Origin of the sequence: Paraburkholderia sp., from assembly GCF_004298475.1 — a bacterium.
Lineage (GTDB): Bacteria > Pseudomonadota > Gammaproteobacteria > Burkholderiales > Burkholderiaceae > Paraburkholderia > Paraburkholderia denitrificans.
The window spans coordinates 17635-41733 of the sequence record NZ_SCRP01000026.1; the positions used below are offsets into that span (position 1 = coordinate 17635).

The 24099-nt window shown below is 66.2% G+C and carries 21 protein-coding genes; 8 read left to right on the forward strand and 13 right to left on the reverse strand.

Going from position 1 to position 24099, the window contains the following annotated elements; all coding sequences use genetic code 11:
• Positions 1–2: 2 nt before the first annotated feature.
• On the forward strand, positions 3–2405 hold the full coding sequence (locus EPN59_RS13950; RefSeq protein ID WP_293046213.1) for a UvrD-helicase domain-containing protein: 2403 nt from the start codon (positions 3–5) through the stop codon (positions 2403–2405).
• Between the two features lie 45 nt (positions 2406–2450).
• Entirely contained in the window at positions 2451–3251 is an 801-nt protein-coding gene (locus EPN59_RS13955; RefSeq protein WP_293040058.1) for a 5'-methylthioadenosine/adenosylhomocysteine nucleosidase, read from the forward strand.
• 64 nt (positions 3252–3315) lie between these two features.
• Here EPN59_RS13955 and EPN59_RS13960 read toward each other — a convergent pair whose 3' ends face one another.
• From EPN59_RS13960 to EPN59_RS13980, 5 genes are all read right to left on the reverse strand, one after another.
• Positions 3316–5211 (reverse strand): propionate--CoA ligase, encoded by a 1896-nt coding sequence (locus tag EPN59_RS13960; RefSeq protein ID WP_293040056.1) that lies wholly within the window; start codon positions 5209–5211, stop codon positions 3316–3318.
• A 366-nt stretch (positions 5212–5577) separates the two neighbouring features.
• Entirely contained in the window at positions 5578–6441 is an 864-nt protein-coding gene (locus tag EPN59_RS13965) for an HlyD family secretion protein (protein WP_293040055.1), read from the reverse strand.
• Between the two features lie 11 nt (positions 6442–6452).
• On the reverse strand, positions 6453–6653 hold the full coding sequence (locus tag EPN59_RS13970; protein ID WP_293040053.1) for a DUF1656 domain-containing protein: 201 nt from the start codon (positions 6651–6653) through the stop codon (positions 6453–6455).
• Positions 6643–8841: an FUSC family protein gene (locus tag EPN59_RS13975; protein ID WP_293040051.1), complete on the reverse strand. Its 2199-nt coding sequence runs from the start codon at positions 8839–8841 to the stop codon at positions 6643–6645. Before EPN59_RS13975 ends, EPN59_RS13970 begins: the two co-directional genes overlap by 11 nt.
• Positions 8842–8851: 10 nt before the next feature.
• The gene (locus tag EPN59_RS13980; protein ID WP_293040049.1) at positions 8852–10429 is read right to left on the reverse strand and encodes an efflux transporter outer membrane subunit; all 1578 of its coding nucleotides are present in this window, start codon (positions 10427–10429) and stop codon (positions 8852–8854) included.
• Positions 10430–10585: 156 nt separating this feature from the next.
• Here EPN59_RS13980 and EPN59_RS13985 point away from each other — a divergent pair, with 156 nt between their 5' ends.
• Complete coding sequence (locus tag EPN59_RS13985) at positions 10586–11527, forward strand: LysR family transcriptional regulator (RefSeq protein WP_293040047.1); 942 nt, start codon at positions 10586–10588, stop codon at positions 11525–11527.
• A 181-nt stretch (positions 11528–11708) separates the two neighbouring features.
• Positions 11709–11870: a hypothetical protein gene (locus tag EPN59_RS13990; RefSeq protein WP_293040045.1), complete on the forward strand. Its 162-nt coding sequence runs from the start codon at positions 11709–11711 to the stop codon at positions 11868–11870.
• Between the two features lie 140 nt (positions 11871–12010).
• On the opposite strand, the gene EPN59_RS13995 is transcribed toward EPN59_RS13990, so the two are convergent.
• The 4 genes from EPN59_RS13995 to wrbA form a co-directional block, all read right to left on the reverse strand.
• Positions 12011–12817 (reverse strand): metallophosphoesterase, encoded by an 807-nt coding sequence (locus tag EPN59_RS13995; protein ID WP_293040043.1) that lies wholly within the window; start codon positions 12815–12817, stop codon positions 12011–12013.
• A gap of 24 nt (positions 12818–12841) precedes the next feature.
• Positions 12842–14278, reverse strand: a complete 1437-nt coding sequence (locus EPN59_RS14000) for an FAD-binding oxidoreductase (RefSeq protein WP_293040041.1) — start codon at positions 14276–14278, stop codon at positions 12842–12844.
• A gap of 158 nt (positions 14279–14436) precedes the next feature.
• On the reverse strand, positions 14437–14928 hold the full coding sequence (locus EPN59_RS14005) for a DUF2069 domain-containing protein (protein ID WP_293040039.1): 492 nt from the start codon (positions 14926–14928) through the stop codon (positions 14437–14439).
• Complete coding sequence (wrbA, locus tag EPN59_RS14010; protein WP_363928564.1) at positions 14925–15521, reverse strand: NAD(P)H:quinone oxidoreductase; 597 nt, start codon at positions 15519–15521, stop codon at positions 14925–14927. The genes EPN59_RS14005 and wrbA overlap by 4 nt, the downstream gene beginning before the upstream one ends.
• A 110-nt stretch (positions 15522–15631) precedes the next feature.
• Here wrbA and EPN59_RS14015 point away from each other — a divergent pair, with 110 nt between their 5' ends.
• Positions 15632–16969 (forward strand): YihY family inner membrane protein, encoded by a 1338-nt coding sequence (locus EPN59_RS14015; RefSeq protein ID WP_293046217.1) that lies wholly within the window; start codon positions 15632–15634, stop codon positions 16967–16969.
• A gap of 75 nt (positions 16970–17044) precedes the next feature.
• Here the strand turns inward: EPN59_RS14015 and EPN59_RS14020 are convergent, their stop codons facing one another.
• The 3 genes from EPN59_RS14020 to EPN59_RS14030 form a co-directional block, all read right to left on the reverse strand.
• A complete protein-coding gene (locus EPN59_RS14020; RefSeq protein ID WP_293040907.1) occupies positions 17045–17365 on the reverse strand; it encodes a DUF962 domain-containing protein in 321 nt (106 codons plus the stop codon).
• A 181-nt stretch (positions 17366–17546) separates the two neighbouring features.
• Entirely contained in the window at positions 17547–18365 is an 819-nt protein-coding gene (locus tag EPN59_RS14025; protein WP_293040905.1) for an alpha/beta hydrolase, read from the reverse strand.
• Positions 18362–19714, reverse strand: coding sequence for an O-acetylhomoserine aminocarboxypropyltransferase (locus tag EPN59_RS14030; RefSeq protein ID WP_293040903.1), 1353 nt, complete (start codon positions 19712–19714; stop codon positions 18362–18364). Before EPN59_RS14030 ends, EPN59_RS14025 begins: the two co-directional genes overlap by 4 nt.
• A gap of 304 nt (positions 19715–20018) precedes the next feature.
• On the opposite strand from EPN59_RS14030, the gene EPN59_RS14035 reads away from it, so the two are divergent.
• The 3 genes from EPN59_RS14035 (at position 20019) to aroC (ending at position 23862) form a co-directional block, all read left to right on the forward strand.
• Complete coding sequence (locus EPN59_RS14035; RefSeq protein WP_293040901.1) at positions 20019–20474, forward strand: CBS domain-containing protein; 456 nt, start codon at positions 20019–20021, stop codon at positions 20472–20474.
• Positions 20475–20617: 143 nt separating this feature from the next.
• Positions 20618–22621: an MFS transporter gene (locus EPN59_RS14040; RefSeq protein WP_293040899.1), complete on the forward strand. Its 2004-nt coding sequence runs from the start codon at positions 20618–20620 to the stop codon at positions 22619–22621.
• A 140-nt stretch (positions 22622–22761) separates the two neighbouring features.
• The gene (gene aroC / locus EPN59_RS14045; protein ID WP_293040897.1) at positions 22762–23862 is read left to right on the forward strand and encodes a chorismate synthase; all 1101 of its coding nucleotides are present in this window, start codon (positions 22762–22764) and stop codon (positions 23860–23862) included.
• A gap of 117 nt (positions 23863–23979) precedes the next feature.
• Here the strand turns inward: aroC and EPN59_RS14050 are convergent.
• Positions 23980–24099 (reverse strand): 4Fe-4S dicluster domain-containing protein (locus EPN59_RS14050; RefSeq protein ID WP_293046220.1); only part of this gene is annotated, 120 nt, incomplete at its 5' end.

Here is a 24099-nt window from a genome sequence, read left to right on the forward strand (position 1 = left end):
ACATGCCCGATCTGCTCGCGAATCTGAACCCCGAACAACTCGCCGCCGTCACCTTGCCGAACGAACCGGCGCTCATCCTGGCCGGGGCCGGCAGCGGCAAGACGCGCGTGCTGATCACGCGCATCGCGTGGCTGATCCAGCAGGGGCTCGCGTCGCCCGCGACGATCCTCGGCGTCACGTTCACGAACAAGGCCGCGCGCGAAATGATGGGGCGCCTCCAGGCGCTCTTGCCCATCGACACGCGCGGCATGTGGATCGGCACCTTCCACGGCCTGTGCAACCGCATGCTGCGCGCGCATTTCCGCGATGCGGGCCTGCCGCAGACGTTCCAGATCCTCGACACGGCCGACCAGCTTTCGGCCATCAAGCGCCTGATGAAGGGCTTGAACGTCGACGACGAGAAATACCCGCCGAAGAACCTCCAGTACTTCATCAACAACGCGAAGGAGCAGGGCCTGCGGCCGAAGGACGTCGATGTCACCGACAGCTTCAACCGCAAGTTCGTCGAACTCTACGAAGCCTACGACCAGCAGTGCCAGCGCGAAGGCGTGGTCGATTTCGCGGAACTCCTGCTGCGCTGCTACGAACTGCTCGCGCACAATCCGCCGTTGCGCGCGCACTATCAGGCGCGTTTTCGCGACATCCTCGTGGACGAGTTCCAGGACACGAACAAGCTCCAGTACGCGTGGCTGAAACTGCTTGCGGGCGCAAACAACGCCATCTTCGCCGTGGGCGACGACGACCAGTCGATCTACGCGTTCCGTGGTGCGAACGTGGGCAATATGCGCGACTTCGAGAACGAATTCCGCGTGAAGCACATGATCAAGCTGGAGCAGAACTACCGCTCGCACGGCCATATCCTCGATGCCGCGAATCATCTGATTGCGCACAACGCGCGCCGCCTCGGCAAGAACCTGCGCACCGACGCGGGCCACGGCGAGCCGGTGCGCGTCTACGAGGCGGCGACCGATTCGCAGGAAGCGGGCTGGATCGTCGAGGAGATCCGCGCGCTCGTGAATCAGGGGCTCGCGCGCCACGAGGTGGCGGTGCTCTATCGCAGCAACGCGCAGTCGCGCATGATCGAGCACACGCTCGTGAACGCGGGCATCCCGTACAAGGTGTACGGCGGCCTGCGCTTTTTCGAGCGCCAGGAAGTGAAGCACGCGCTCGCGTATCTGCGCCTCATCGACAACCCGAACGACGACACCGCGTTTGCGCGCGTCGTGAACTTTCCGACGCGCGGCATCGGCGCGCGTTCCATCGAACAGCTCGCGGATGCGGCGCGCCTCTATAACTGCTCGATGGCGGCGGCGATTCCCTACGTCACCGGCAAGGCCGGTTCGAGCCTCGCGTCGTTCGCGAACCTGATCGCGAAGATGCGCGCGGAAACGGCGCAATTGAGCCTGCCCGAAACCGTCGAATACACGGTGCGCATGAGCGGTCTCGCCGACTTCTATCAGAGCGAGCGCGAAGGCCAGGACCGGCTGGAGAACCTGCAGGAACTCGTCAACGCGGCAACGGCGTTCGTGAGCGAACAGGGCTATGGGCTCGATACGCCCGCGCGCTCGATCCCGCTGCGCCCGGGTGCGTCGTCGGCGCCGGAGATCGTGTCGCTCGACGGCGAAATCGAAGTGATCGATGCGCCCGCAATCACCGATCCCGCGCAGAATCCCGATGTCATGACGCCGCTCGCGGGCTTTCTCTCGCACGCGTCGCTCGAAGCGGGCGACAACCAGGCGCAGGCAGGCCAGGACGCGGTGCAGTTGATGACCGTGCACGCAGCGAAGGGCCTGGAATTTACGGCCGTGTTCATCACCGGCCTCGAAGAAGGGCTGTTCCCGCACGAGAACAGCGCGATGGAAGCCGATGGCCTCGAAGAAGAGCGCCGCCTGATGTACGTCGCGATCACGCGCGCAAAGGAGCGGCTGTATCTGTCGTTCGCGCAAAGCCGTCTTTTGCACGGACAGACGCGCTATAACGTGCGCTCGCGCTTCTTCGACGAACTGCCGCAAGAGACGCTCAAGTGGCTCACGCCGAAGGTCGAGGCAGGCGCGCGCTGGGGCGGACGCTCCGATAACGCGGGCTGGGGCCGCGACTGGTTCGGGCGTTCGGGTGGGAGCGGTGGTGGAAACGGCGGTGGAAACAGTGGCGGAAGCGGCGGCGGGAGCCGCGAGCGCGATGGCTATGTGCAGGACAAGACGCCGCTGCCGTCGTTCGCCAACGAGCAACGCGCGGCGGAGACGGGCTTTCGCGTCGGCCAGCAGGTCTTCCACACGAAGTTCGGCGAAGGTACGATCACGGCGCTCGAAGGCAGCGGCACCGACGCGAAGGCACAGGTCCGCTTCAAGCGCCACGGCGAGAAGTGGCTCGCGCTTGCAGTGGCGAAGCTGCAGCCGGTGGAGTGACCCCGTGCTCCGGCCCGATTGAACCTCAACGAAAAACAGAAAGCGATGAATTCAACGAAGAACGCGACGACGAAGGCCCCCGTGCGTCCGCTGGGCGTGCTCGCCGCACTGCCCGAAGAACTGGGCGACCTCATCGCGGCGATGCAGGCCGAATCGGGCCTCGTCACGCGCACGCACGGCAAGCGCGACTATCACGTCGGCACCGTGCACGGCGTGCCCTGCGTCGTGACGCTCGCGCGCGTCGGCAAGGTCGCGGCTGCGGCCACGGCGAGCGCACTGATCCATGAGTTCGACGTCGAAGCCATCGTGTTTACGGGTGTCGCGGGCGGGGTCGGCGCGTCGGTGCATATCGGCGACATCGTGGTCGGCGACACGCTGCTTCAGCACGACATGAACGCCGAGCCGCTCTTTCCGCGCTTCGAGATTCCGTTGCTCGGGCGCGCGCGCTTCGATGCCGACCGCGCGCTCGCGCAGGCGCTCGCCGATGCGTGCGAGCGCTTCGTGGCGCAAGAGGGCGCGGCGCTCGCCGCGCACTTCCGGACGGCGACGCCGCGCGTGCATCGCGGGCTCGTGATCAGCGGCGATCAGTTCGTCGCGAGCGCGCAGGCGGTCGGTGCGTTGCGCGCGGCGCAGCCCGATGCCCTCGCGGTCGAAATGGAAGGCGCGGCCATCGCGCAGGTCTGCCACGAATACGGCGTGCCGTGCGCCGTGGTGCGCACGATTTCGGATACCGCCGACGAACACGCGAGCACCTCGTTCGCGAGTTTTCTCACCGATATCGCGGGTACCTATTCCACGGGCATCCTCAAGCGCTTCCTCGCCTCATACGCGTCACTGTCGCGCTGAAGCGCCAAAGCGCCGGGGAACCGGCGCTTTGGCGATTTAGCTGCTTCTACCGGGTATTTAACGGCTACGCGCGCGCCACGGCCTCGCGGATCTGTTGCAACGCCGACGCGTCTTCGATCGTCGGCAGATCGCCCGGATCGTGACCTTCGGCGAGCGCGGCGATGGCACGGCGCAGCAGTTTGCCCGAACGCGTCTTCGGCAGCGCGCCGACGAAATGCACGCGCGCGGGCCGCCCGATAGCGCCGAGATGACGATCGACGGTCGACGCAATCGCCACTTCGAGCGTCTTCGCCGCAGCCGGATCGGCGCTCGCGCCCGCATCGCGCAGCACGACGAACGCGAGCGCGGCCTGGCCCTTCAACGCATCGTTCACGCCCACGACGGCAACTTCCGCGACCGCCGCATGCGAGGAAATCGCTTCCTCGATCTCGCGCGTGCCGAGCCGGTGGCCGGCGACGTTGATGACGTCGTCGGTGCGGCCGAGGATCGTCACGTAACCTTCGTCGTCCTGCACGCCCCAGTCGAACGTCGAATAGACCTGCTCGCCAGGCACGCTTTCCCAGTACGTCTTCACGAAGCGCGCGTCGTCGCCCCAGACCGTCTGCATGCAGCCCGGCGGCAGCGGATAGCCGAGCGTGATCACACCCTTTTCGCCGGTCGCGCACGGCTCGCCCGTGTGCTCGTTGCGCAGCGTGAGGTTGTAGCCGTACACGGGCACGCCCGGCGAGCCGAGCTTTTGCGGCAGCACTTCGACGCCGCGCTGGATCGCGAGCATCGGCCAGCCGGTTTCGGTCTGCCAGTAGTTGTCGACCACGGGCTTGTCGAGCGCTTCGGAGATCCACTCGGCGGTCGGCTCGTCGAGCGGCTCGCCCGCGAGGAACAGCGTGCGCAGGCTCGACAGATCGGCGGCGCGCAACAGGGCCGGGTCCTGCTTCTTGAGCACGCGGATCGCGGTCGGCGCGGTGAACATGAGGTTCACGCGATGCTGCTCGACGAGGCGCCACCAGATGCCGCCATCGGGGCGGATCGGCGTGCCTTCGTACATCACGGTCGTCATGCCCGCGAGGAGCGGCGCATAGATGATGTAGCTGTGTCCGACCACCCAGCCGATATCCGATGCGGTGAACATCGTGTCGCCCGCGCGGCCTTCGAAGATGTATTCCATCGACGACGCCAGCGCCACGGCATAGCCGCCGACGTCGCGCTGCACGCCCTTGGGCTTGTCGGTCGTGCCGGAGGTGTAGAGGATGTACGACGGCTCGTTCGATTCGAGCCATTCGCACGGAACCTGGACGTCGTGGTACTGCTCGCGCAGCGGCTCGTAATCGACGATATAGCTCGCCTTCAGGCGCCCGGGCGCGAGGTGCCGGTCGATCAGCAGGACCTTCGAAGGTGCGTGCTGCGCGCGTGACATCGCTTCGTCGACGAGCGGCGTGTAGTCGATCACCTTGCCGCCGCGCGCGCCCGCGTCGGCACTCACGATCAGCACGGGCTTCGCATCGTCGATGCGCGCCGCGAGCGAGGGCGCAGCGAACCCGCCGAACACGACCGAATGGATCGCGCCGAGCCGCGCGCACGCAAGCACGGCGAACACCGCCTCGGGGATCATCGGCAGATAGATCAGCACGCGCTCGCCGCGCTTCACGCCGAGCGAGCGCATCACGGCAGCCATGCGGTTCACTTCGGCGTGGAGTTCGGCGTAGGTGTAGCGGCGCTCGATGCCGGTTTCGGTCGAAACATAGACGAGTGCGTTTTGCTGCGCGCGCTCGGCGAGATGGCGATCGACCGCGTTGAAGCACAGATTCGTGCGGCCACCGCAGAACCAGCGCGCGAAGGGCGGGTTCGAGCGGTCGAGCACGGCGTCGAATGGCGTTTCCCAATGGATGCGCAAGGCTTCGCGCCGCCAGAAGTTCTCGGGATCGGCAATCGATTCGCGGTGAAAGTCGCGGTAGCTGCGCATGAAAAAACTCCTTCGGGGGCGGTCGTCCTGCTGGGTTTTGTGGGTTTTTTCGCAGAATAGAGCAGTGCGGCTCGGGCGGGCAACGCGGGTTCTCCATGATGCGCTGCACGGTTTTGGCGGTGTTGCGTCCGAGGTTCGACGCGTGTTTCGGTGCGCCCGCGTACGCGCGGCGCAGCGGCGGGCGGCGCGTGACCCTTATGCTGCGGTGCGTGCGGGCATGGCGGTGCAGTGCCGCCGATGCTGCCGTGTGCCGCTGTTTCGATGCCAGCCTTGAAACAGGCGCGATCCCGGACTATGCGCCGTTTTGATCTGTATCAATCGAGGGTGGCTGATGCGATGCGAATAGACATGAATCAAATCCTCTGATCAAGTCCCGGGCTTCACCACCACCGTACACGTCGTGCCCGCCGCGAGGACCATGCCGTCGGGCACCTTGTCGATGTGCACGCGCACCGGCACGCGCTGCGCGAGACGCACCCAGTTGAACGTCGGGTTCACGTCGGCGAGCAATTCGCGGCTCTGCGGATTGTCGCGGTCGTAGATGCCGCGCGAGATGCTTTCGACGTGGCCCTCCAGCGTGCCGCCGCTCATGAGCTTGATCTCGGCCTTGTTGCCCACCTTCACGTGCGGCAGCTTGGTTTCCTCGAAGTAGCCGTAGACCCAGAACGAGTGGCTGTCCACCACCGCAAGCTTCGCCTGGCCGGCAATCGCATAGTCGCCCTTGAACACCTGAAGGTTCGTCACGTAGCCGTCGACCGGCGAAATCACGCGCGTACGCTGCAGATTGAGCTTCGCGGCGTCGAGCGCGGCGAGCGCTTCCTGGTACTGCGCCTGCGCGGCGTTCGCGGTGTGCGACGCGTTTTCGCGGTTTTCCTTCGAGACGACGAGGTTGTCCATATCGGCGCGGCGCTTCGCATCGTCCTCGCGCATCGTCAGTTCCGCCTTGTGCGCGGCGACCGCCGCCTGCGCCTGCTCGACAGCGATTGCGTAGTGCGACGGATCGATCTGCATCAGCAGATCGCCTTTGTGGACGAACTGGTTGTCGGCTACGGGCAGTTCGACCACGGCGCCGGAGACGTCGGGTGCGATGTTGACTACTTCGGCGCGCACGCGGCCATCGCGGGTCCACGGCTCGTCCATGTAGTGGACCCACAGCACGCGCCCCACCAGCAGGGCGACGATGAAGATGATCGCGGTCGCGATAAAGCCCATGATGTTTCGGATAGTCATGATTGAACGGTTCAACGATAGACGGCGAGGCCGAGCGCGCAGCACACGACGACCAGCAGGCTCACGCGAAAGAGGGAGGGGTGCCAGACGATCCGGTAGAGGCCGGCGCGCGCCAGCATGGAATCGAGCACCCAGGTAATCGCCGAGCCGAGGATGAACAAGAGGACGATCGCCGGAATGTAGGCGTCGAGAAAAGCCACGTCACGCGGCATGGTTGACTCCTTGCGGTGAGCCTTCGTGCTCCGCCGGTGCCGCATGGTGCGGGAGCGGCGATTGCGGATCGATGAGCGCCGTGCGGATGAAATGCAGATGGCTCAGGATGCGCTGCAACTGATGGCGTTCTTCGCGCGGCGGCTCGAAGCTGTCGAGCACGGCCTGTCCCGCCGCGATGGCCGCGTCGGTGGCGGTCAGCGCCTGTGCATGGCGGCGCTGTCCAGGGCGCGCGAAGAGCGCGCTCAACGTGCCGAGCATCGCGCGGATCGCCGCGCGCCACGCCGTGCCCGCCGCATAGCGCGGGTGCGCGGGCAGCGTGGCGAGTTCGTGGCGCAGGTCGATCACGGCGTTGCCCACTTCGAGCACCGAAAAGAGCCAGCGCAGCGTGTCGCGTTTGAGCGTGTCGTCGCCGCCGACGAGTGCGTGGATCTGGAACATCAGATCGCGTGCGCCGCTCTCGAAGCGGTTGCGCAGGCCGAAGAGGCGCGTGCGGCACGCATGCGCGACCTGTCCGCGCAGATCGGCGAGAAGACGGTTGCGCAGCCACGGCGTGGAGGGCGGCAAAAACACGGCGAATGCGGCCGCCGCGACCGCCATCGACGCGACAAGCGCGATGGCGTCGTTGATGTAGTTGCCCGGGTTGTACTGGATCACGTTGTCCGGTCCCGCGAGGAAACACAGAATGATGCAGTAACCCGTGCCGTAGCCCGCGTATTTCGGGCGCGTCGTGAGGAACACGCCGAACGCGAGCGCGGGCGCGAGCACGGCGGCAAGCAGCGCAAAATCGTCGATATGCGGAAACACGCCGAACGTGAGGACCATGCCGACGAGCGCCGCGAGCGCTGCGCCCGCGGACATCTGGCTCGCGGTGCGCGACGGGAACGGCGACGACGACGCGAGCGCGCAGATCGTCGCCGCCATGAGCACCAGGTTCGGGCCGCTCGGCCAGGCCGTGGCGATCCAGAATGCGCCGAGCAGCGACATCGCAACTGCCGCGCGCAGGCCCGCGACGCCCGCCGCGATCCAGTTCGTCTTCGGCACGTAGCGCGCAATCCAGTTCTCGCGCACGTGCGTATCGACGGCAAGCGACGCGTAGGTTGCCGTGTACTCGGTCATCTCGTGAATGAAGCGATAGAGCAGTTCGGTCGCCGTATCGAAGTCGAGCAGGTTTGCCGTGCCGTGCGCTTCGAGTTCGGCGCGCGTGGCGCGCACGCGCTTCGGCAGCGTTGTGCGCCAGGCTTCGAGCTGCTGTGCGACATGAGCGGCATCGGCGGCGGCGAGCACCGGTTCGCCGAACTTTGCAAAGAGCGGCGCGATTTCGCGGAAGTACGGTTCGAGCGCTTCGACGCTTGCCGAAGCGTGTTCGCCGCGCAGCCGGTTCATCAACTGATGCAGCGCGTGAAAGCGCGTGGAAGCCGTCATGAATTCGCTGTTCAGGCGCGCTAGCCGGCCGCCTTTCATGCGCGAATCCGGCGACTCGAAGATGGCGCTGCTGCGGGCTGCCTCGAAGCCGACGACGTCGGCCACGAAACGCGCGTTGGCCGCTTCGATCTGCGCGCGTTCGGTGCTTCCCGAGAGCGCCGCCGACACATGGTCGACGAACGCCGAGAAGCGCTGGCGCACGGTCGAGCGCAACTGATTGCCGGTGTATTGCGGAAACACGACCGCGCTGACGATGCCCGAGCACACGATGCCGAGCGAGATCTCGGCGACGCGCGTGAGCGCGGACATGAACGCGCCGTCGGGATGCTGCGAGGCCGGAATGCCGATCAGCGCGGCCGTGTAGCCTGCGAGTACGAAGCCGTACGAGCGGAAGTGGCGGTTGCGCGCGGCGCCTGCGGTGCAGATGCCGACCCAGAGCGCCGTCGAGAGGATGAACAGCTCGGGCTGCTGGGCGAACAGGCCGATCAACGCGAGCATCACCACGAGCCCGATCAGTGTTCCACTGATCCGGTAAAAGCTCTTCGCGAACACCATGCCGCTTTGCGGCTGCATCACGATGAACACGGTGGTCATGGCCGTGCGCGGCTGCGGCAGATCGAGCTTCATGGCGATGCCGAGCGCGAGCAGCGCTGCGGCGATTGCCTTGAAGAGATAGATCCAGACGAGGCCATCGGTGCGCGCCCAGTCGGTGAGGGCCGCGATCAGCCGCTCGGAGCCGGATGAGGCGGAGGGGGACGCTTGCATGGGCGCTGCCTTACTCGTCGCGCCGATCCGCGCGATCCGTGCGATCTGTGCGACCCACGGGCGCAAGCAGCGCGGCGGGCGCGAGCGGCACCGCGCGCGTTGCCTTGCCGTGCGCAGGCAGTTGCTCGGCGTCGGCCGGTCCGCTCGCCGGATCGATTGCGCCACCGCCGAGCGCGGCCACGAGCGTTGCGTGCGCAACAAGGCGTTCCGCCGCGATGCGCGCGACGCTTTCTTGCGCGCGCAACAATTGCGTCTGCGCGATCAGCACGTTCAGATAGTCGGTGAGACCGCGGCGATAGCTTTCCGTCGCGAGATCGAAATTGCGCTGCGCCGCTTCGACCGAGCGATGCGCGTCGTCTTCCTGGGTCGCGAGCGAGCGCATGCGCACGACCTCGTCGGCGATTTCCTTGAGCGCGGTGACGATGGTCTGGTTGTACTGTTCGACGGCGATGTCGTAAGCAGCCGATTGCGCGCCGAGCTGCGCGCGCAGGCGTCCGCCGTCGAAGATCGGCAGCGAGAGCGCGGGGCCGCCCGCCCAACTGCCGCTCATCGACTTCAGGAACTGGAACAGCGGGCCTGCCGCCGCGTAGCCGCCCATCGAGACGAGCAGGTTCACGTTCGGATAGAACTGCGCCCTGGCGACGTCGATGCCGCGCGCCTGCGAGGCCACGGTCCAGCGCGCCGCGACGATGTCCGGGCGATGGCCGATCAGCTCGGCGGGCAGCGTCGAGGGCAGGCCCGCAGGCGTTGCGAGCGAAAGGGCCGGCCGCGTGATCGACTCGCCCGCGCCGGGTCCTTTGCCCGCGAGTGCGGCGAGCTGGTTCTTGCCGAGCGCGATGGCTTCTTCGACCGCATCCACCTGGCGTTCGTACTCGGGCAGCGGCGTTTGCGCCTGGCTCACTTCGAGCTGCGTGCCGATGCCGCCCGCCAGGCGTTTTTGCGCGAGCACGAGAATTTTCTGCTGTTCGCCGAGCGTTTGCTGCGCGATGTCGAGCAGCGCGTAGTTCAACGAAAGTTCGATGTATGCGCGCGTGACGTTGACTTCGAGTTCGAGCTGGGCGGCGCGCGCATCGGCGGCGCTCGCGTGCGCGAGGTCGAGCGCGCGCTCCGCGCTGTTCCTGTCCTGGCCCCACAGGTCGAGGTGATACGAGAGGCCGAGCGTCGCCGTGTTGTTCCAGGTATTCGCGCCGGCGAGCGGGCCTGGGCCGTAGTAGACGTTGTCGGCCCATTGCTGACGCTGGACCGACATGTTGCCGTTGATCTGCGGCAGCAGGCCCGCGGCGGCGACGCCCGCCATCGAGCGCGCTTCGCGCACGCGCGCCTGCGCTGCGCCGAGTGACGGATTGCCCGCAATCGCTGCATCGATCCAGGCGTCGAGCTGCGGATCGCGATAGCTGCGCCACCAGTCGCTGGCGGGCCACTGCGCATCGGCATTGGCTGCCCGGATCGCCGATCCGGCATCGAGCTGCACCGCATCGACCCGCTTTGCTTGCGGTGCGATATCCCCGGTACTGGCGCAACCCGCGATTATTGAAGAGAACGTAAGAACCGTGAGTGCGACAAGTCCTTTCGATACCGGGGGCTGCACAATCTACTCCTCATCCTGGCTATAGAACAGTGCCCGTCATTATATTTTTTGATCTATTGCCGAATAAGCAGTAGGGATGCAAGGTATTCTTACGCAATCTAGTACAATCGATTTTGCAATTTATGTAACAATCCTTCCGTTAGAAAAAGGGTGGAAATGGATACGCTGCAGAACATGCGCGTTTTTGTCCGGGTGGTCGAGGCGGGGAGCTTCACCGGTGCCGCGCAGTACCTGAATACGACAACGGCCTATGCATCGCGCGCGGTGTCGGATCTGGAGGCGCATCTACGCACGCGTCTGCTGAACCGCACGACGCGCCGCATCGCGCTGACCGAGGCCGGAGAGCGCTATCTGCAGCGCTGCGAGCAGATCCTCGCGTGCGTCGACCAGGCGGAAGCGGAAGCGGGCGACGCGCACGCGCGGCCCTCGGGCAAACTGAAGATCCACGCGATGACGAGCTTCGGCCAGCACTATGTCGTGCCGGCGGTGGGCGAGTATCAGCAGCTTTATCCCGATGTGAGCGTCGAACTCACGCTCGCGCAGCGCATGCCGGATCTGCTCGACGAGGGCTACGACGTTGCGCTCGTGCTGGCGGCGGACGATCTGCCGGATTCGGGCTTCGTGTCCCAACGCATCGCGAGCGCGTTCAGCATTGCTTGCGCGTCGCCCGCGTATCTCGAGCGCCACGGCGTGCCGCAACGGCCCGTCGATCTCGCCCATCACATCTGCCTTCCAGTCGTGACGCCGGTGTTTCCCCTGTCGCAATGGCATTTCAGCGGCCCCGACGGCGAACAGATCATCAACCTCCCCACGCCCGTGTTCCAGGTCAATGTCGCCGAGGCGATGGCGGTGGCGGTGCGCGAAGGCATGGGCGTCGGCCTGCTGCCGATCTATTCGGCCATCAGCGGGCTGCGCAGCGGCGAACTCGTGTGGATCCTGCCCGAGTACAAATCGCAGGAGATGAACGTGTATGCGATGTACCCGTCGCGACAGTATCTCGACGCGAAGATCCGCACGTGGGTGGAACTGCTGCGCGAGAAACTGCCCGCGACGCTCGCGAACGATCAGGCCGAATTACGCAAGTTCGCGCGTACCTGAATGCGTGGCTGAGCGCCGGCCTGGGCACGTTGATGCGGCCTGTCCGGGCCGCGCGTTGTGACAGGCTGTTACAGGTGCAGCCGATCGCAACACTTCCTTACTCCCGGGCACACGGTGCTTTGCTAAGGTGGCGGAAAGGTTTTTTCGCCACCCTTTCAATCGCCATCGCCCGAGGATTTCCATGAATACGCATCTGCTAATCGGTATCGCCGTGATGATGGGCCTGATCGGCATCGGCGCATCGCGCGACTTGCTGCGCATGCGCCGCGCGCAGCTTGCGCCGGTGACGCTGCGCGCGCGGCGCGAAAGCGATCCGCAGGATCGGCCGCAAGGCTTGCGCTAATCGTTCCATCGAGCCTGCATGCGCCGCGCGTTGGTTGCGCGCGCATTTAATTCCCATATAACCCGTATTTAAGCGTCATCCAGCACTTGCGGGCGCGCGCCGCGCCTCGCGAGCGACGGCCACCACGTCAGCCCGGCTCGTCAGATTTCTACGATCTTGTCCCACACGAATGCGGGGTTTTCCGGCAGCCCGGTGCGGCGGCTGCGATAGCCGCGCGGATTGCACACGACGCGCGTGCCATGCGTCGTGTAATCGAAGCAGGTGTGCGTGTGCCCATGCACCCATAGCGCGACGGGCGTGCGCACGAGCGCGTCGAGGTCGCTGACAAAACCCGCAGACACGGGATCGTCCACGTAGCGCGGCGCGAGGCTCTGCCGATGCGGCGCGTGATGCGTGACGACAATCGTCTTGCCCGCGAACGGCTTTGCCAGTTCCGCTTCGAGCCAGGCGCGCGCGTGCGCGTGCAGCGCGCGCGAATCTTGCGGCGTGAAATCGCGCGCCGCCGCGCCGGCGCTCGCCGGCCACGAAACCTGGATCAATCCGCGAAAGTCGAGCATCACGCGTTCGGCGGCAGCGATGGCGTTCGCGCGCGCGTCGTCGTCGGCGCCGAAGAGCGCGAAATCCGCCCACAGCGTCGTGCCGAGCACGCGCCAGCGGCCCGCCGGATCCGTGAGCACCGCATTGTTCAGGAAGTGCACGTTGTCGAGCGTCGATGCCGCGTCGCGCATCGCCGTCTCCAGCGCGCCGAATTCGCCGTCGTAATACTCGTGGTTGCCCGGCACATAGACCACCGGCACCTGCGGATCGAATGTTTCCGCCGCCCAGCGCAATCCGAGCGCGTGGTTGTGAATGTCGCCCGCGAGCACGATGAGATCGGCCTGCGCGTGCGGGATTGTGTCGGGCTCGTCGTGTTCCAGATGCAGGTCGGACAGCACGCGGATCTTCACGATTTCGTCTCCTCTTGCGCGCGCCTAGCGCACCACCTTGCCCGGATTCATGAGGTTCAGCGGATCGAGCGCCGTTTTCAGCGCACGCATGAGCTTCAGTTCGACTGGGCTCTTGTAATGCGCGGCCTCGTCGAGCTTCAGTTGCCCGAGGCCGTGTTCGGCGCTGATCGTGCCGCGATGGCGCGCCACGTTGTCGTAGACGATGCGGTTCAAGGTTTTTTCGTTGTCGGCGAGGAAGCGCTTCGGATCGCCGCCTTCGGGCGCCTGCACGTTGTAGTGCAGGTTGCCGTCGCCGAGATGGCCGAATGTCACCATGCGCGCGCCCGGCACGGCCCGCGCGATGTCGGCGTCGGTTTCCTCGATGAACTGGCCGATGCGCGAGATCGGCACGCCGATGTCGTGCTTCACGTTCAAGCCTTCCTGCGCCTGGGCGAGCGGAATGTGCTCGCGCAGATTCCAGAACGCCTGCGACTGCGCGAGGCTTTCGGCGACCACCGCGTCTTCCACGACACCCTGTTCCAGCGCGGCCTCCATGAGCCGTTCGAAGAGCGTGCGCGCATGGGCTTCGCTCTCGTTATCGGAGAGTTCGAGCAGCACCACCTGCGCGTGGCGCTGCTCGAACGGATAGCGCAGTTGCGGGAAATGGCGTCCGACGAGCTGCATGCAGAAGTCCGACATCAGTTCGAAGCCGGTCAGAAGCGGCCCCGCGTAGCGTTGCGCGAGCGCGAGGAAATCGAGCGCGGCGTGGGCGGAGCCGAGCGCCGCAAGCGCCGTGACGCGCGCAGCGGGCAGCGGATGCAGCTTCATCACGGCGGCCGTGATCACGCCGAGCGTGCCTTCGGCGCCGATATACAGATCGCGCAGATCGTAGCCCGTGTTGTCTTTGCGCAGGCCGCGCAGGCCGTCCCAGATTTCGCCGTCAGGCGTGACGACTTCGAGCCCGAGGCACAGCTCGCGCGTGTTGCCGTAGCGCAGCACGCCGGTGCCGCCCGCGTTCGTCGACAGGTTGCCGCCGATCGTGCAACTGCCCTCGGAGGCGAGCGAGAGCGGGAACAGACGCCCGGCTTCGTCCGCGTGCGCCTGGACTTCGGCGAGGATCACGCCGGCTTCGACCGTGATCGTGTTGTTGTGTGGATCGATGTCGCGCACGCGGTTCAGACGCCGCAGGCTCAGCACGGCTTGCTGGCCGGACGCATCGGGCGTCGCGCCGCCCGCGAGGCCCGTATTGCCGCCTTGCGGCACGAGCGCGATGCGGTGCGCGTGCGCGAGCCTGACGAGGGCGGCGACTTCGCTGGTATCGGCCGGGCACAGCACGGCGCGCGCGGCGCCCCGATAGCGGCGGCGCCAGTCGGCGAGGTAGGGTGCGGCGTCGTGGGTGTTGGTCAGGACGTGCTGGGCGCCGATGGCGGCGGCGCACGCGTCGAGGAAGGCGGAGGAAGTATCGAGGTTGGCCTGGCTCATGATGTTCGGGCTGTCCGCGCGCGCATGTTCGATCGCGGCGCTGGTTGATTCTGCAGAGGCTTCAGTGTGACACGCCAGCCGCGCGCCGTCGCGGTGGGGCGCATGAACACCCGTATCGCCCTGGCGGCTACCGCTGCAACCGGCCCGATTGCGTGAACTCACGCCGCCTCGCGCTTGCTACGCCGGGCCGCCCGCTTGAACGGCGCGACGTAGACGAGCGCGCAGACAAAGAAGCCGAGCGTGAGTGCGACCTCGATCCAGGCCAGGAGGTTGGCGGGCGCGGGGTCGGTCATGCCGCGCACGATGCCCTCGGCGAAGTAGGGCAGCACGAGCATCGACGCCCACTGCAGCGTATACACGCGGCGGCGCAGCACGCCGGGCAGTGCGATTGCGAGCGGAAGCACCTTCAGCACGAGCGCGCTGCCGCCCGGCCGCAGCGGAGCGAGCCGCCATTCCCAGGCGAGGCAAAGCATGATGAGCGCAACGAGCGTGACGCTGGCGCCGAGTGCGGCGATGCGGCTTGCGGTGCTTTGACCGGGTACGTTTGCATTGCCGTTTGCGCTGCTTCGACCGGGTGCGTTTGCATTGCCGTTTGCACTGCTTTGGCCAGGTGCGTTCGCGCTGTCGTTCACGTTCTTGCGCCCGCTCATGGCCGCTCGCTCAGTGCCGTCGCCGCGCGCGCAAGCCGCGCGCCGAGCGCGACCGCGAGCGCTTTTTCGTCCGCCGAAAGGCCGTGGGCGCCCAGGCGCGCATGATGCGATGCGCCGTACGGCGTGCCGCCGCTTTGCGTCGTGTTGAGCAGGCTTTCGGTATAGGGGATGCCGAGGAGGAGCATGCCGTGATGCAGCAGCGGCAGCATCATCGAAATCAGCGTGGTTTCCTGGCCGCCGTGGAGACTCGCCGTCGACGTGAACACGCACGCCGGTTTGCCCGAAAGCGCCCCGGAGAGCCACTGCGGCGTGGTGCCGTCGAGGAAATATTTGAGCGGTGCGGCCATGTTGCCGAAGCGTGTCGGCGAGCCGAGCGCGAGCGCCGCGCATTCTTCGAGGTCGCGCAGCTCGGCATACGGCGGGCCGTCGTCGGGAATGTCCGGCCGGGTGGCCTCGCACACTGTGGAGACGGGCGGCACGGTTCGCAGGCGGGCCTCGGCGCCGGGGACGCTGTCGATGCCCTGGGCAATCGCGCGCGCGAGTTCCAGGGTCGCGCCATGCCGGCTGTAGTAAAGCACAAGGATCGGTTTCATAGGCCTCGTCGGTGAACCGGATATTATAAGGGCTGGGTTTGCCGCGCACGCGGCGCATCGTTTTCGTGGGGTTTTCTGGGGTTTCCTGGGTTTTCCTGAAAGGCAGGCAGATGAACGTGTTATCGAGAGCTCGCATCGATCTGGATAGCGCGAAGCGGCTCGCGCGATTCGCCGCGCGGCGCAGCCGTGAAGACCGCATTGCGCAGGTTGCGGGCAGCCTCACGTTCACGACGATGCTCGCGCTCGTGCCGCTCGCGACCGTCGCATTCGCGCTGCTCACGGCGTTTCCGATCTTTGGCTCGTTCCACAATTCGCTGCAGGGCTTTCTCGCCGATCATCTGATGCCCGCGCAGATCAACAGCCAGATCTTCAAGTACCTCAACCAGTTCGAGTCGAAGGCCAAGGGCCTCACGACGATGGGCATGATCGTGCTGTTCGTCACGTCGGTGATGACGATGATGACGGTCGAATCCGCCTTCAACCTGATCTGGCGCGTGCGCAAGGCGCGCCCGTTCGCACAGCGCGTGCTCGTCTACTGGGCGGTCATCACGCTCGGTCCGATCCTGATCGGCGCGAGCCTTTCGATTTCGTCGTATCTGTTCACGCGCTCGCTCGCCATTGCGTCCGAGCAGCATGTCTCCGGGTTGTTCTACTGGACGCTGGCAGGCATCGCGCTGCCGCTCGAGGCGCTTGCGTTCACGATCCTCTATGTCTATCTGCCGAACTGCTATGTGCAGTGGCGCGACGCCGTGGTGGGCGGCATCGCGGCGGCCATCGCGTTCGAATGCGCGAAGCGCGGCTTCGGCCTTTACGTGCGGCGTATTCCGACTTACACGGCGGTCTACGGCGCGTTCGCCTTCGCGCCGATGTTCCTGCTGTGGGTGTATCTGAGCTGGTTCATTACGCTCGCGGGCGCCATGATCACGTCGGCGCTGCCGGAGATCCGCACGGGGCGCTACGGCAGGCCGCGCTTTCCGGGCAGCGATTTGCTCGACGCGCTCGAACTGCTCGCGCTGCTGGCCGGCGCGCGCGAAGCGGGGCAGCCCGGCCGCACGGCGGAGCAACTCGCGCTGATGCTCAGGCGCGATCTCGCGACCGTGACGCGGCTTATCGACGATATGGAACAGGACGAACTCATCGGGCGCCTGGAAAACGACGGCGCAAAGCCGCATTTCCTGCTGATCGCGAATCCGGCGCGCATTCCGGTGGCCGACCTGTTCGGCCGCTTTGTGATCGATCGCCGGGAACTCGCCTATCGGCTCAATCTGAAGTCGAGCGGCATCGACGCCAATACGCTGCTCAATGCGCTCGATAACGACAAGCTCGCTGTCTCGCTCGCCACGCTTCTGGCGGCGCGGCGCACCCCCGCGGACGAAATGGACGAAATGAACGATATGGCCGGGGCAAGCGGGCAGTCGCGCCCGCCGTTGCCGCATCAGGCTGCTTGAAGGTACGGCCAGGGTGCGGTGAGGGCGCACCAGGGGCGGCGGGATGTGCCCGGAGCCCTTGGTGCGCGTGACGTGCTACAGCGAGATCTTCCCGCGGCAGATATCCGAGAACATGACCCAGTCGCCCATCAGGCTGTAGATGGGGTGACGGAAGGTGGCCGGGTGGTTTTTCTCGAATGCGTAGTGGCCCACCCATGCGAACCCATAACCGCAGACAACGGCCAGCGGCAGCCAGAGCCAGTTGCCGGTGGCAATCGCCATGGCGACGCAGCCGATCACGCCCAGCGAGCCGATGAAATGCAGGCGGAGCGACATGATGTGCTGGTGCTCGCTCAGGTAGTACGGATAGAACTCCGCGAAATTCGCGAAGTGCTCGGTGTGAGTGGCGTGTTGCATCGCTTCCTCCTTTGCGCGGCGGCGTGCTTCGCGTGCGCCTGGTACGTCCTTCGCACACCGCACAGGGGACCGTGGATACGCCCATTCTCCGGCGATCGGCGAGGCGGCGCAACCTGGCCGGACGGCCAGTGCCCGCCGGCTTTCCAGGCGTCTTTGCCGGCGTTCTTACCGCTGTTTCGACTTATCGCTGCGCGGCGAACGCGTAGAGCGCGTCGAGCGTCGCGTCGGGCTGCTCCGTCATCAGCGCATGGCCCGCGTCGAGCGTCACCGTATCGACCGGCACGCCCGCCTGCGCGAGCGCGTCGGCAATCGCGCGCGCCGCGCGCGGCGGCGTCATCGCATCGCGCCGTCCCACGACAAGCCGCACCGGGCAGCGCACCTTCGCCGCGCTCGCGAGGCCGTCCACGTAATCGTTGCAGGCCGCGAAATCGGTATGGAAAAGCCACGGCTCGCTGCGCGCCGAGACGCGCTCCATGAGCCGCTGATTCACGCCGCGCAGCCAGAAACCCGGGCCCGGATTCGACGGTTTGGCTGCGAGCGTCGAATGCGACCACTGGTTCACGAGCGCGATGGCTTCGGGCTCGCGTTCGCGGGCGGCGTCGAGCAGCATCGGCGAAACCGTCATCGGGAAGGCGCTTGCGAGCAAGGCCACGCGGCGCGCGCGCGCCGGATGGCGTGCCGCGAATTCGAGCGCGATAAGCGAGCCCATGCTGTGTCCGGCGACGAACGCCTCCTTGACGCCGAGCGCATCAAGCAGTGCGGCGAGCCAGTCGGCGAGCGCGCCGATGCTCGTGAGCGCGGGGCCCGCGCTGCGCACGTGGCCGGGCAGATCGACGGCCAGCACGCTGAAACCGTGATGCGCGAAGTAGCGCGATTGCAGACCCCAGACGCTGTGATCGTGCTCCGCGCCGTGAACGAACACGGCGGCGGGCAGCGCCGGATCGAACGGGCGGCCGCCCGTGTAGGCATAGGCCGGTTTGCCTTGCACGTCGACGATCATGACGCCTCCTTGCCGGCCCGCTTCGCGCTCGCGCCGGGCGCGGTCTTCTGTGATGCGTTCTGCGACACCTTCTGCGACGCCTTGAGCGCGCGCTTGAGGTCGTCGATGAGGTCGTCCGGGTCCTCGAGGCCGATCGACAGGCGGATCGTGCCTTCCGTGATGCCTGCGGCGGCGAGGGCGGCTGCGTCCATGCGGAAGTGCGTCGTCGAGGCGGGATGGATCACGAGCGAGCGCACGTCGCCGACGTTCGCGAGATGCGAGAAGAGCGTAAGCGCCTCGATGAAGTGCTTGCCCGCGTCGCGGCCGCCGCGCAGGTTGAAGCTGAACACGGCACCCGCGCCGCGCGGCAGCAGCCGTTGCGCGAGCGCGTGATCGGGATGGCCCGGCAGCTCGGGATAGGCGACCGATTCGACGGCCTCGTTCGCGGCGAGAAACTCGACGACGCGCCGCGTGTTGGCGACGTGCCGCTCCATGCGCAGCGGCAGCGTCTCGATGCCCTGAAGCAGTTGCCAGGCCGCCTGCGGATGCAGGCATGCGCCGAAATCACGCAGGCCCTCGCGGCGCGCGCGCAACAGGAAGGGCGCGACGGTGCTTTCCTCGGTGAAGACCATGCCGTGAAAGCCTGCGTACGGTTCGGTGAACTCGGGAAAGAGGCCGGACGCGTCGAAATCGAACGTGCCGCCGTCCACGAGCACGCCGCCGATCGTCGTGCCGTGGCCGCCGAGGAATTTCGTCGCCGAGTGGTAGACGAAATCCGTGCCGTGATCGAACGGGCGCAGCAGATACGGCGTCGTGAACGTGGAATCGACGAGCAGCGGCACGCGGTGATCGTGGGCAATCTGCGCGACCGCCGCGATGTCGAGCACTTCGAGGCCCGGATTGCCGAGCGTTTCGCCAAACAGCAGGCGCGTGTTCGGCCGCAGCGCGGCGCGCCAGGCGTCGAGATCGCCTGGTTTGACGAATGTCGTCTCGATACCGAAGCGCCGAAGCGTATATTCCAGCAGGTTGTGCGAGCCGCCGTAGAGCGCCGCCGATGCGACGATGTGCGCACCCGCACCCATCAGCGTCGCGATTGCCAGGTGCAGCGCGGCCTGGCCGCTCGCGGTGCCGATCGCGCCCGCGCCGCCCTCGAGCGCGGCGACGCGCTCCTCGAATACGGCGACGGTCGGGTTCGAGATACGCGAGTAGACGTGCCCGGCGCGCTCCATGTTGAAGAGCGCGGCGGCGTGATCGGCATCGCGGAAGCTGAAGGACGTGGTTTGGTAGATCGGCGTCGCGCGGGCGCCGGTGGCGGGATCGGGGGCCGCGCCGGCATGCAGCGCGAGCGTATCGAAACGGGTGTCGGGCATCGTGGCGGCGCAGCCGGCGCTCGACCGGCATTCGAGATTAGGTGACGGAATCGTAACATCGCCGGGGCCGTGCGGAAGCCCAGGCACAACGAGCGGGTGGCGAACGAGGTTCCGAACGTATTTTTTCCGTAGCGGATGCCGCGCAGCGCGAGGTTGGAACGACGGCGGCAAAACGGCGCGGCACGGCCCGTACGTTCGCTTTCCCGTGGCTTTCCTTTTGGCGGCCTTTCCGCTAGGATCGAAAACAGGTAGGTATCTTTCCAGCATCTCTCCCCCATTTCGCGGGATTTCCAGGAGCCAGATCATGCGCGTGAGCGACATTCTCGAGGTCAAGGGCAATGTGCTCTACACCGTCACGCCCGACACCCTGTTGAAGGACGCAGTCAGCACCATGGCCGAGCACGACATCGGCTCGCTGGTCGTGATGGAGTACGGCGATCTCGTCGGCATGCTCACGTTCCGCGAGGTCATCCTCACGCTGAGCACAACTGGCGGCAGCCTCGGCACCTCGACGATCCGCAAGGTCATGGACGATCACCCCATCACCTGCACGCCCGAAACCGATATCAACGAAGTGCGCCGCATGATGCTCGAACATCACGTGCGCTATCTGCCGGTGATGGAGAAGGGCGGGCTGATGGGCGTGATTTCGTTCTACGACGTCGCGAAGGCCGTGGTGGAAGCGCAGGGCTTCGAGAACCGTCTGCTGAAGGCGTATATCCGCGACTGGCCCGAAGAAGAGCGTCAACCGGCGCGCTGAGCCGCGTCGTTTGCGTTTGACGTTTCTATTGCGTCAGGTATGAAAAAGCGCGCATCAGGCGCGCTTTTTCACGTCTGCCTGATTTGTACGAGCGGTGTACCCGCGCTCTGCCAGCGGTACTTTGCGCAGCTTCAATCCATTCGATGAACGATCGTCCGATCCCCGCCGCGCAAGACACCGCACGCGAACACGCGGCTCACGCGTCGCAGTTCCGCCTGCTGCGCGAGCGGCGCTTTGCGCCTTTCTTCTGGACGCAGTTTCTTGGCGCGATGAACGACAACGTGTTCAAGATCGGCTTTACGTCGCTCGTCACGTATCAGGCGGCGCGCTTTTCCGGCGTCGATCCGAAGACTGTCGCGTTCCTCATTTCGGCGATCTTCATTGCGCCGTTCGTGCTGTTTTCCGCGACCTCGGGCCAGGTCGCCGACAAGTTCGACAAGGCGATGCTCACGCGCTGGGTCAAGACCTTCGAGATCGCCGTGATGCTGGTCGGCGCTGCGGGCTTCTGGCTGCACAACGCGCCGCTGCTCTATGCGTGCACGTTCCTGATGGGCGTCCATTCGACCGTGTTTGGGCCGATCAAATACGCGTATCTGCCGCAGAAACTCGCCACGGATGAGCTCGTCGGCGGCAACGGGCTCGTCGAATCGGGCACCTTTGTCGCGATCCTGCTCGGGACGATCGTCGGCGGCGTGGCGGCGGCCACAGGTGCAACGGGCGCGTCCGATGCGGGCGTCGCGGGCGCAGCGGGCATTGCAGGCATCGGCAGCGGCACCAGCACCGGCGCCGTGTGGCTCGGTGCCGTGTGCCTCGTGCTCGCGCTGGTCGGGCGTACCGTGTCGGCCTTCGTGCCGCCTTGTCCGCCGCCGCAGCCGGGGCTGCGCATCAACTGGAATCCGGTCTCCGAAACCTGGCGCAACCTGCGGCTCGCGCACGGCAACCGCACGGTGTTCCTGAGCCTGCTCGGCATCTCGTGGCTGTGGTTCGTCGGCGCGACGTTCCTCGCGTCATTCTTCAATTTCGCAAAAGACGTCCTGATGGCCGACGCCGACGTCGTGACCGTGCTGCTCGCCATGTTTTCGTTCGGCATCGGCGCAGGTTCGCTGCTGTGCGAGCGGCTTTCGCGGCGTCGCATCGAGATCGGGCTCGTGCCGCTCGGCTCGATCGGCATGAGCGTGTTCGGCATCGATCTCTTCTTCGCGAGCCATGCGTTGCCCGCGGCGCCGCATCTGCTGTCGGTCGGCGAATTTCTCGGCGTCGCGGCGCACTGGCGCGTGCTCGCCGATCTGTTCCTGCTCGCGATGTTCGGCGGCTTCTACAGCGTGCCGCTCTACGCGCTGATCCAGAGCCGCAGCGCGCCGAGCCATCGCGCGCGCATCATCGCCGCGAACAACATTCTCAATTCGCTTTTCATGATTGCGTCCGCAATGATGGCGATGGCGCTCACGCGCGCAGGCGTCAGCATCCCGGGTATTTTTCTCACGACGGCGCTGCTCAACATCGTCGTCGCGGCGTACATCTACACGCTGGTGCCCGAGTTCCTGCTGCGTTTTATCGCGTGGGTGCTGTTGCATACGTTCTATCGCGTGCGGCTCGTGAACGTGGAGCGCATTCCCGTCGAGGGCCCGGCCGTGCTGATCTGCAATCACGTGAGCTACGTCGACGCGATCGTCATCATGGCCGAGAGCCCGCGCCCGATCCGCTTCGTCATGGATTACCAGATCTTCCGGCATCCGTTTTTCGGCTGGGTGTTCCGGCATGCGAAGGCGATTCCGGTCGCGCCCGCGCACGAGGACGCCGCGCGGCTTGCGCGTGCGTACGACGCGTGCGCCGAAGCGCTGGCCGACGGCGAACTGGTGTGCATCTTTCCCGAAGGCAAGCTCACGAAGACGGGCGACCTCAACCCGTTTCGCCACGGCGTGATGGAGATTCTCGGGCGCTCGCCGGTGCCCGTCGTGCCGATGGCGCTGCGCGGGTTGTGGGGCAGCGTGTTTTCGCGGCAGTCGGAATCAGTGCTGCCGCGCCCGTTGCGCAGAGGTCTGACGAGCCGGCTCACGTTGGCCGTGGGCGAGCCGATCGCGCCTGACGAGGCGACGCTCGAACGGTTGCAGGAGAGCGTCGCCGATCTGCGCGGCGCGCGCCGGTAGCGCGCCGGTAGCGTGCCGGTAGTGTGCTGGTAGTGTGCCGGTAGCGCGCGGGATGCCGCGGTCCTCGCCATGCACCCCGGGCGGTGCGTCACGCGGGCTGGCATAATGCTGGATTCCCCGCTTCACATTGGACGACTGCCATGTCTGGCAATACGCTCGGTACGCTTTTCACCGTCACCACCTTTGGCGAATCCCATGGTCCGGCCATCGGCTGCGTTATCGACGGCTGCCCGCCGGGGATGGCGCTGACCGAAGCCGATATCCAGCACGACCTGGACCGCCGCCGCCCGGGCACGTCGCGTCACGTGACGCAGCGCCAGGAAGAGGACAAGGTCGAGATCCTCTCGGGCGTGTTCGAGGGCACGACGACGGGCACGCCCATCGCGCTCCTGATCCGCAATACGGACCAGCGCAGCAAGGACTACGGCAATATCGCCGAGACCTTCCGCCCCGGCCACGCCGATTACACCTACTGGCAGAAGTACGGCATCCGCGACTATCGCGGCGGCGGCCGTTCGTCGGCGCGTTTGACCGCACCGACCGTGGCGGCGGGCGCGGTGGCGAAGAAGTGGCTGCGTGAGCGCTTCGGCGTCGAGGTGCGAGGCTATATGGCTGCGCTCGGAGAAATCGACGTGCCGTTCGTCGACTGGAAGCATGTGCCGGAGAATCCGTTCTTCGTGCCGAACGCCGAAATCGTGCCGCAACTCGAGGCTTACATGGACGCATTGCGCCATGACGGCGACTCGATCGGCGCGCGCATCAACGTGGTCGCTTCGGGCGTTCCGGTCGGGTGGGGCGAGCCGCTCTTCGACCGCCTCGACGCCGACATCGCGCACGCGATGATGGGCATCAACGCGGTGAAGGGCGTGGAGATCGGTGCGGGCTTCGCGAGCGTCGCGCAACGCGGCTCGGTCCACGGCGACGAACTCACGCCCAATGGCTTTCACGGCAATCACGCGGGCGGCGTGCTCGGCGGGATTTCGACCGGGCAGGACGTCACCGTTTCGATCGCGATCAAGCCGACGTCGAGCATTCGCACGCCGCGCCGCTCGATCGACAAGGCTGGTGTGGCCGCAACCGTCGAGACGTTCGGCCGCCACGATCCGTGCGTGGGCATCCGTGCGACGCCGATTGCCGAGGCGATGCTCGCACTCGTGCTGATCGACCATGCGCTGCGCCATCGTGCGCAGTGCGGCGATGTTGTCGTGACGACGCCGAAGATCGCGGCGAGCGACGCGTGAGAGACGCCTGAGCGTCGCGAGGCGGGGTGGAGGCTGGGTCGAGGTAACGTACGCCTCGCCCGCTGGCCAATAAAAATGCCGCTTCTTGAAGCGGCATTTTTTTGGCGGTTTCCCGGCTTACATGTTCGGATAGTTCGGCCCGCCGCCGCCTTCGGGCGTGACCCACACGATGTTCTGCGTCGGGTCCTTGATGTCGCAGGTCTTGCAGTGCACGCAGTTCTGCGCGTTGATCTGCAG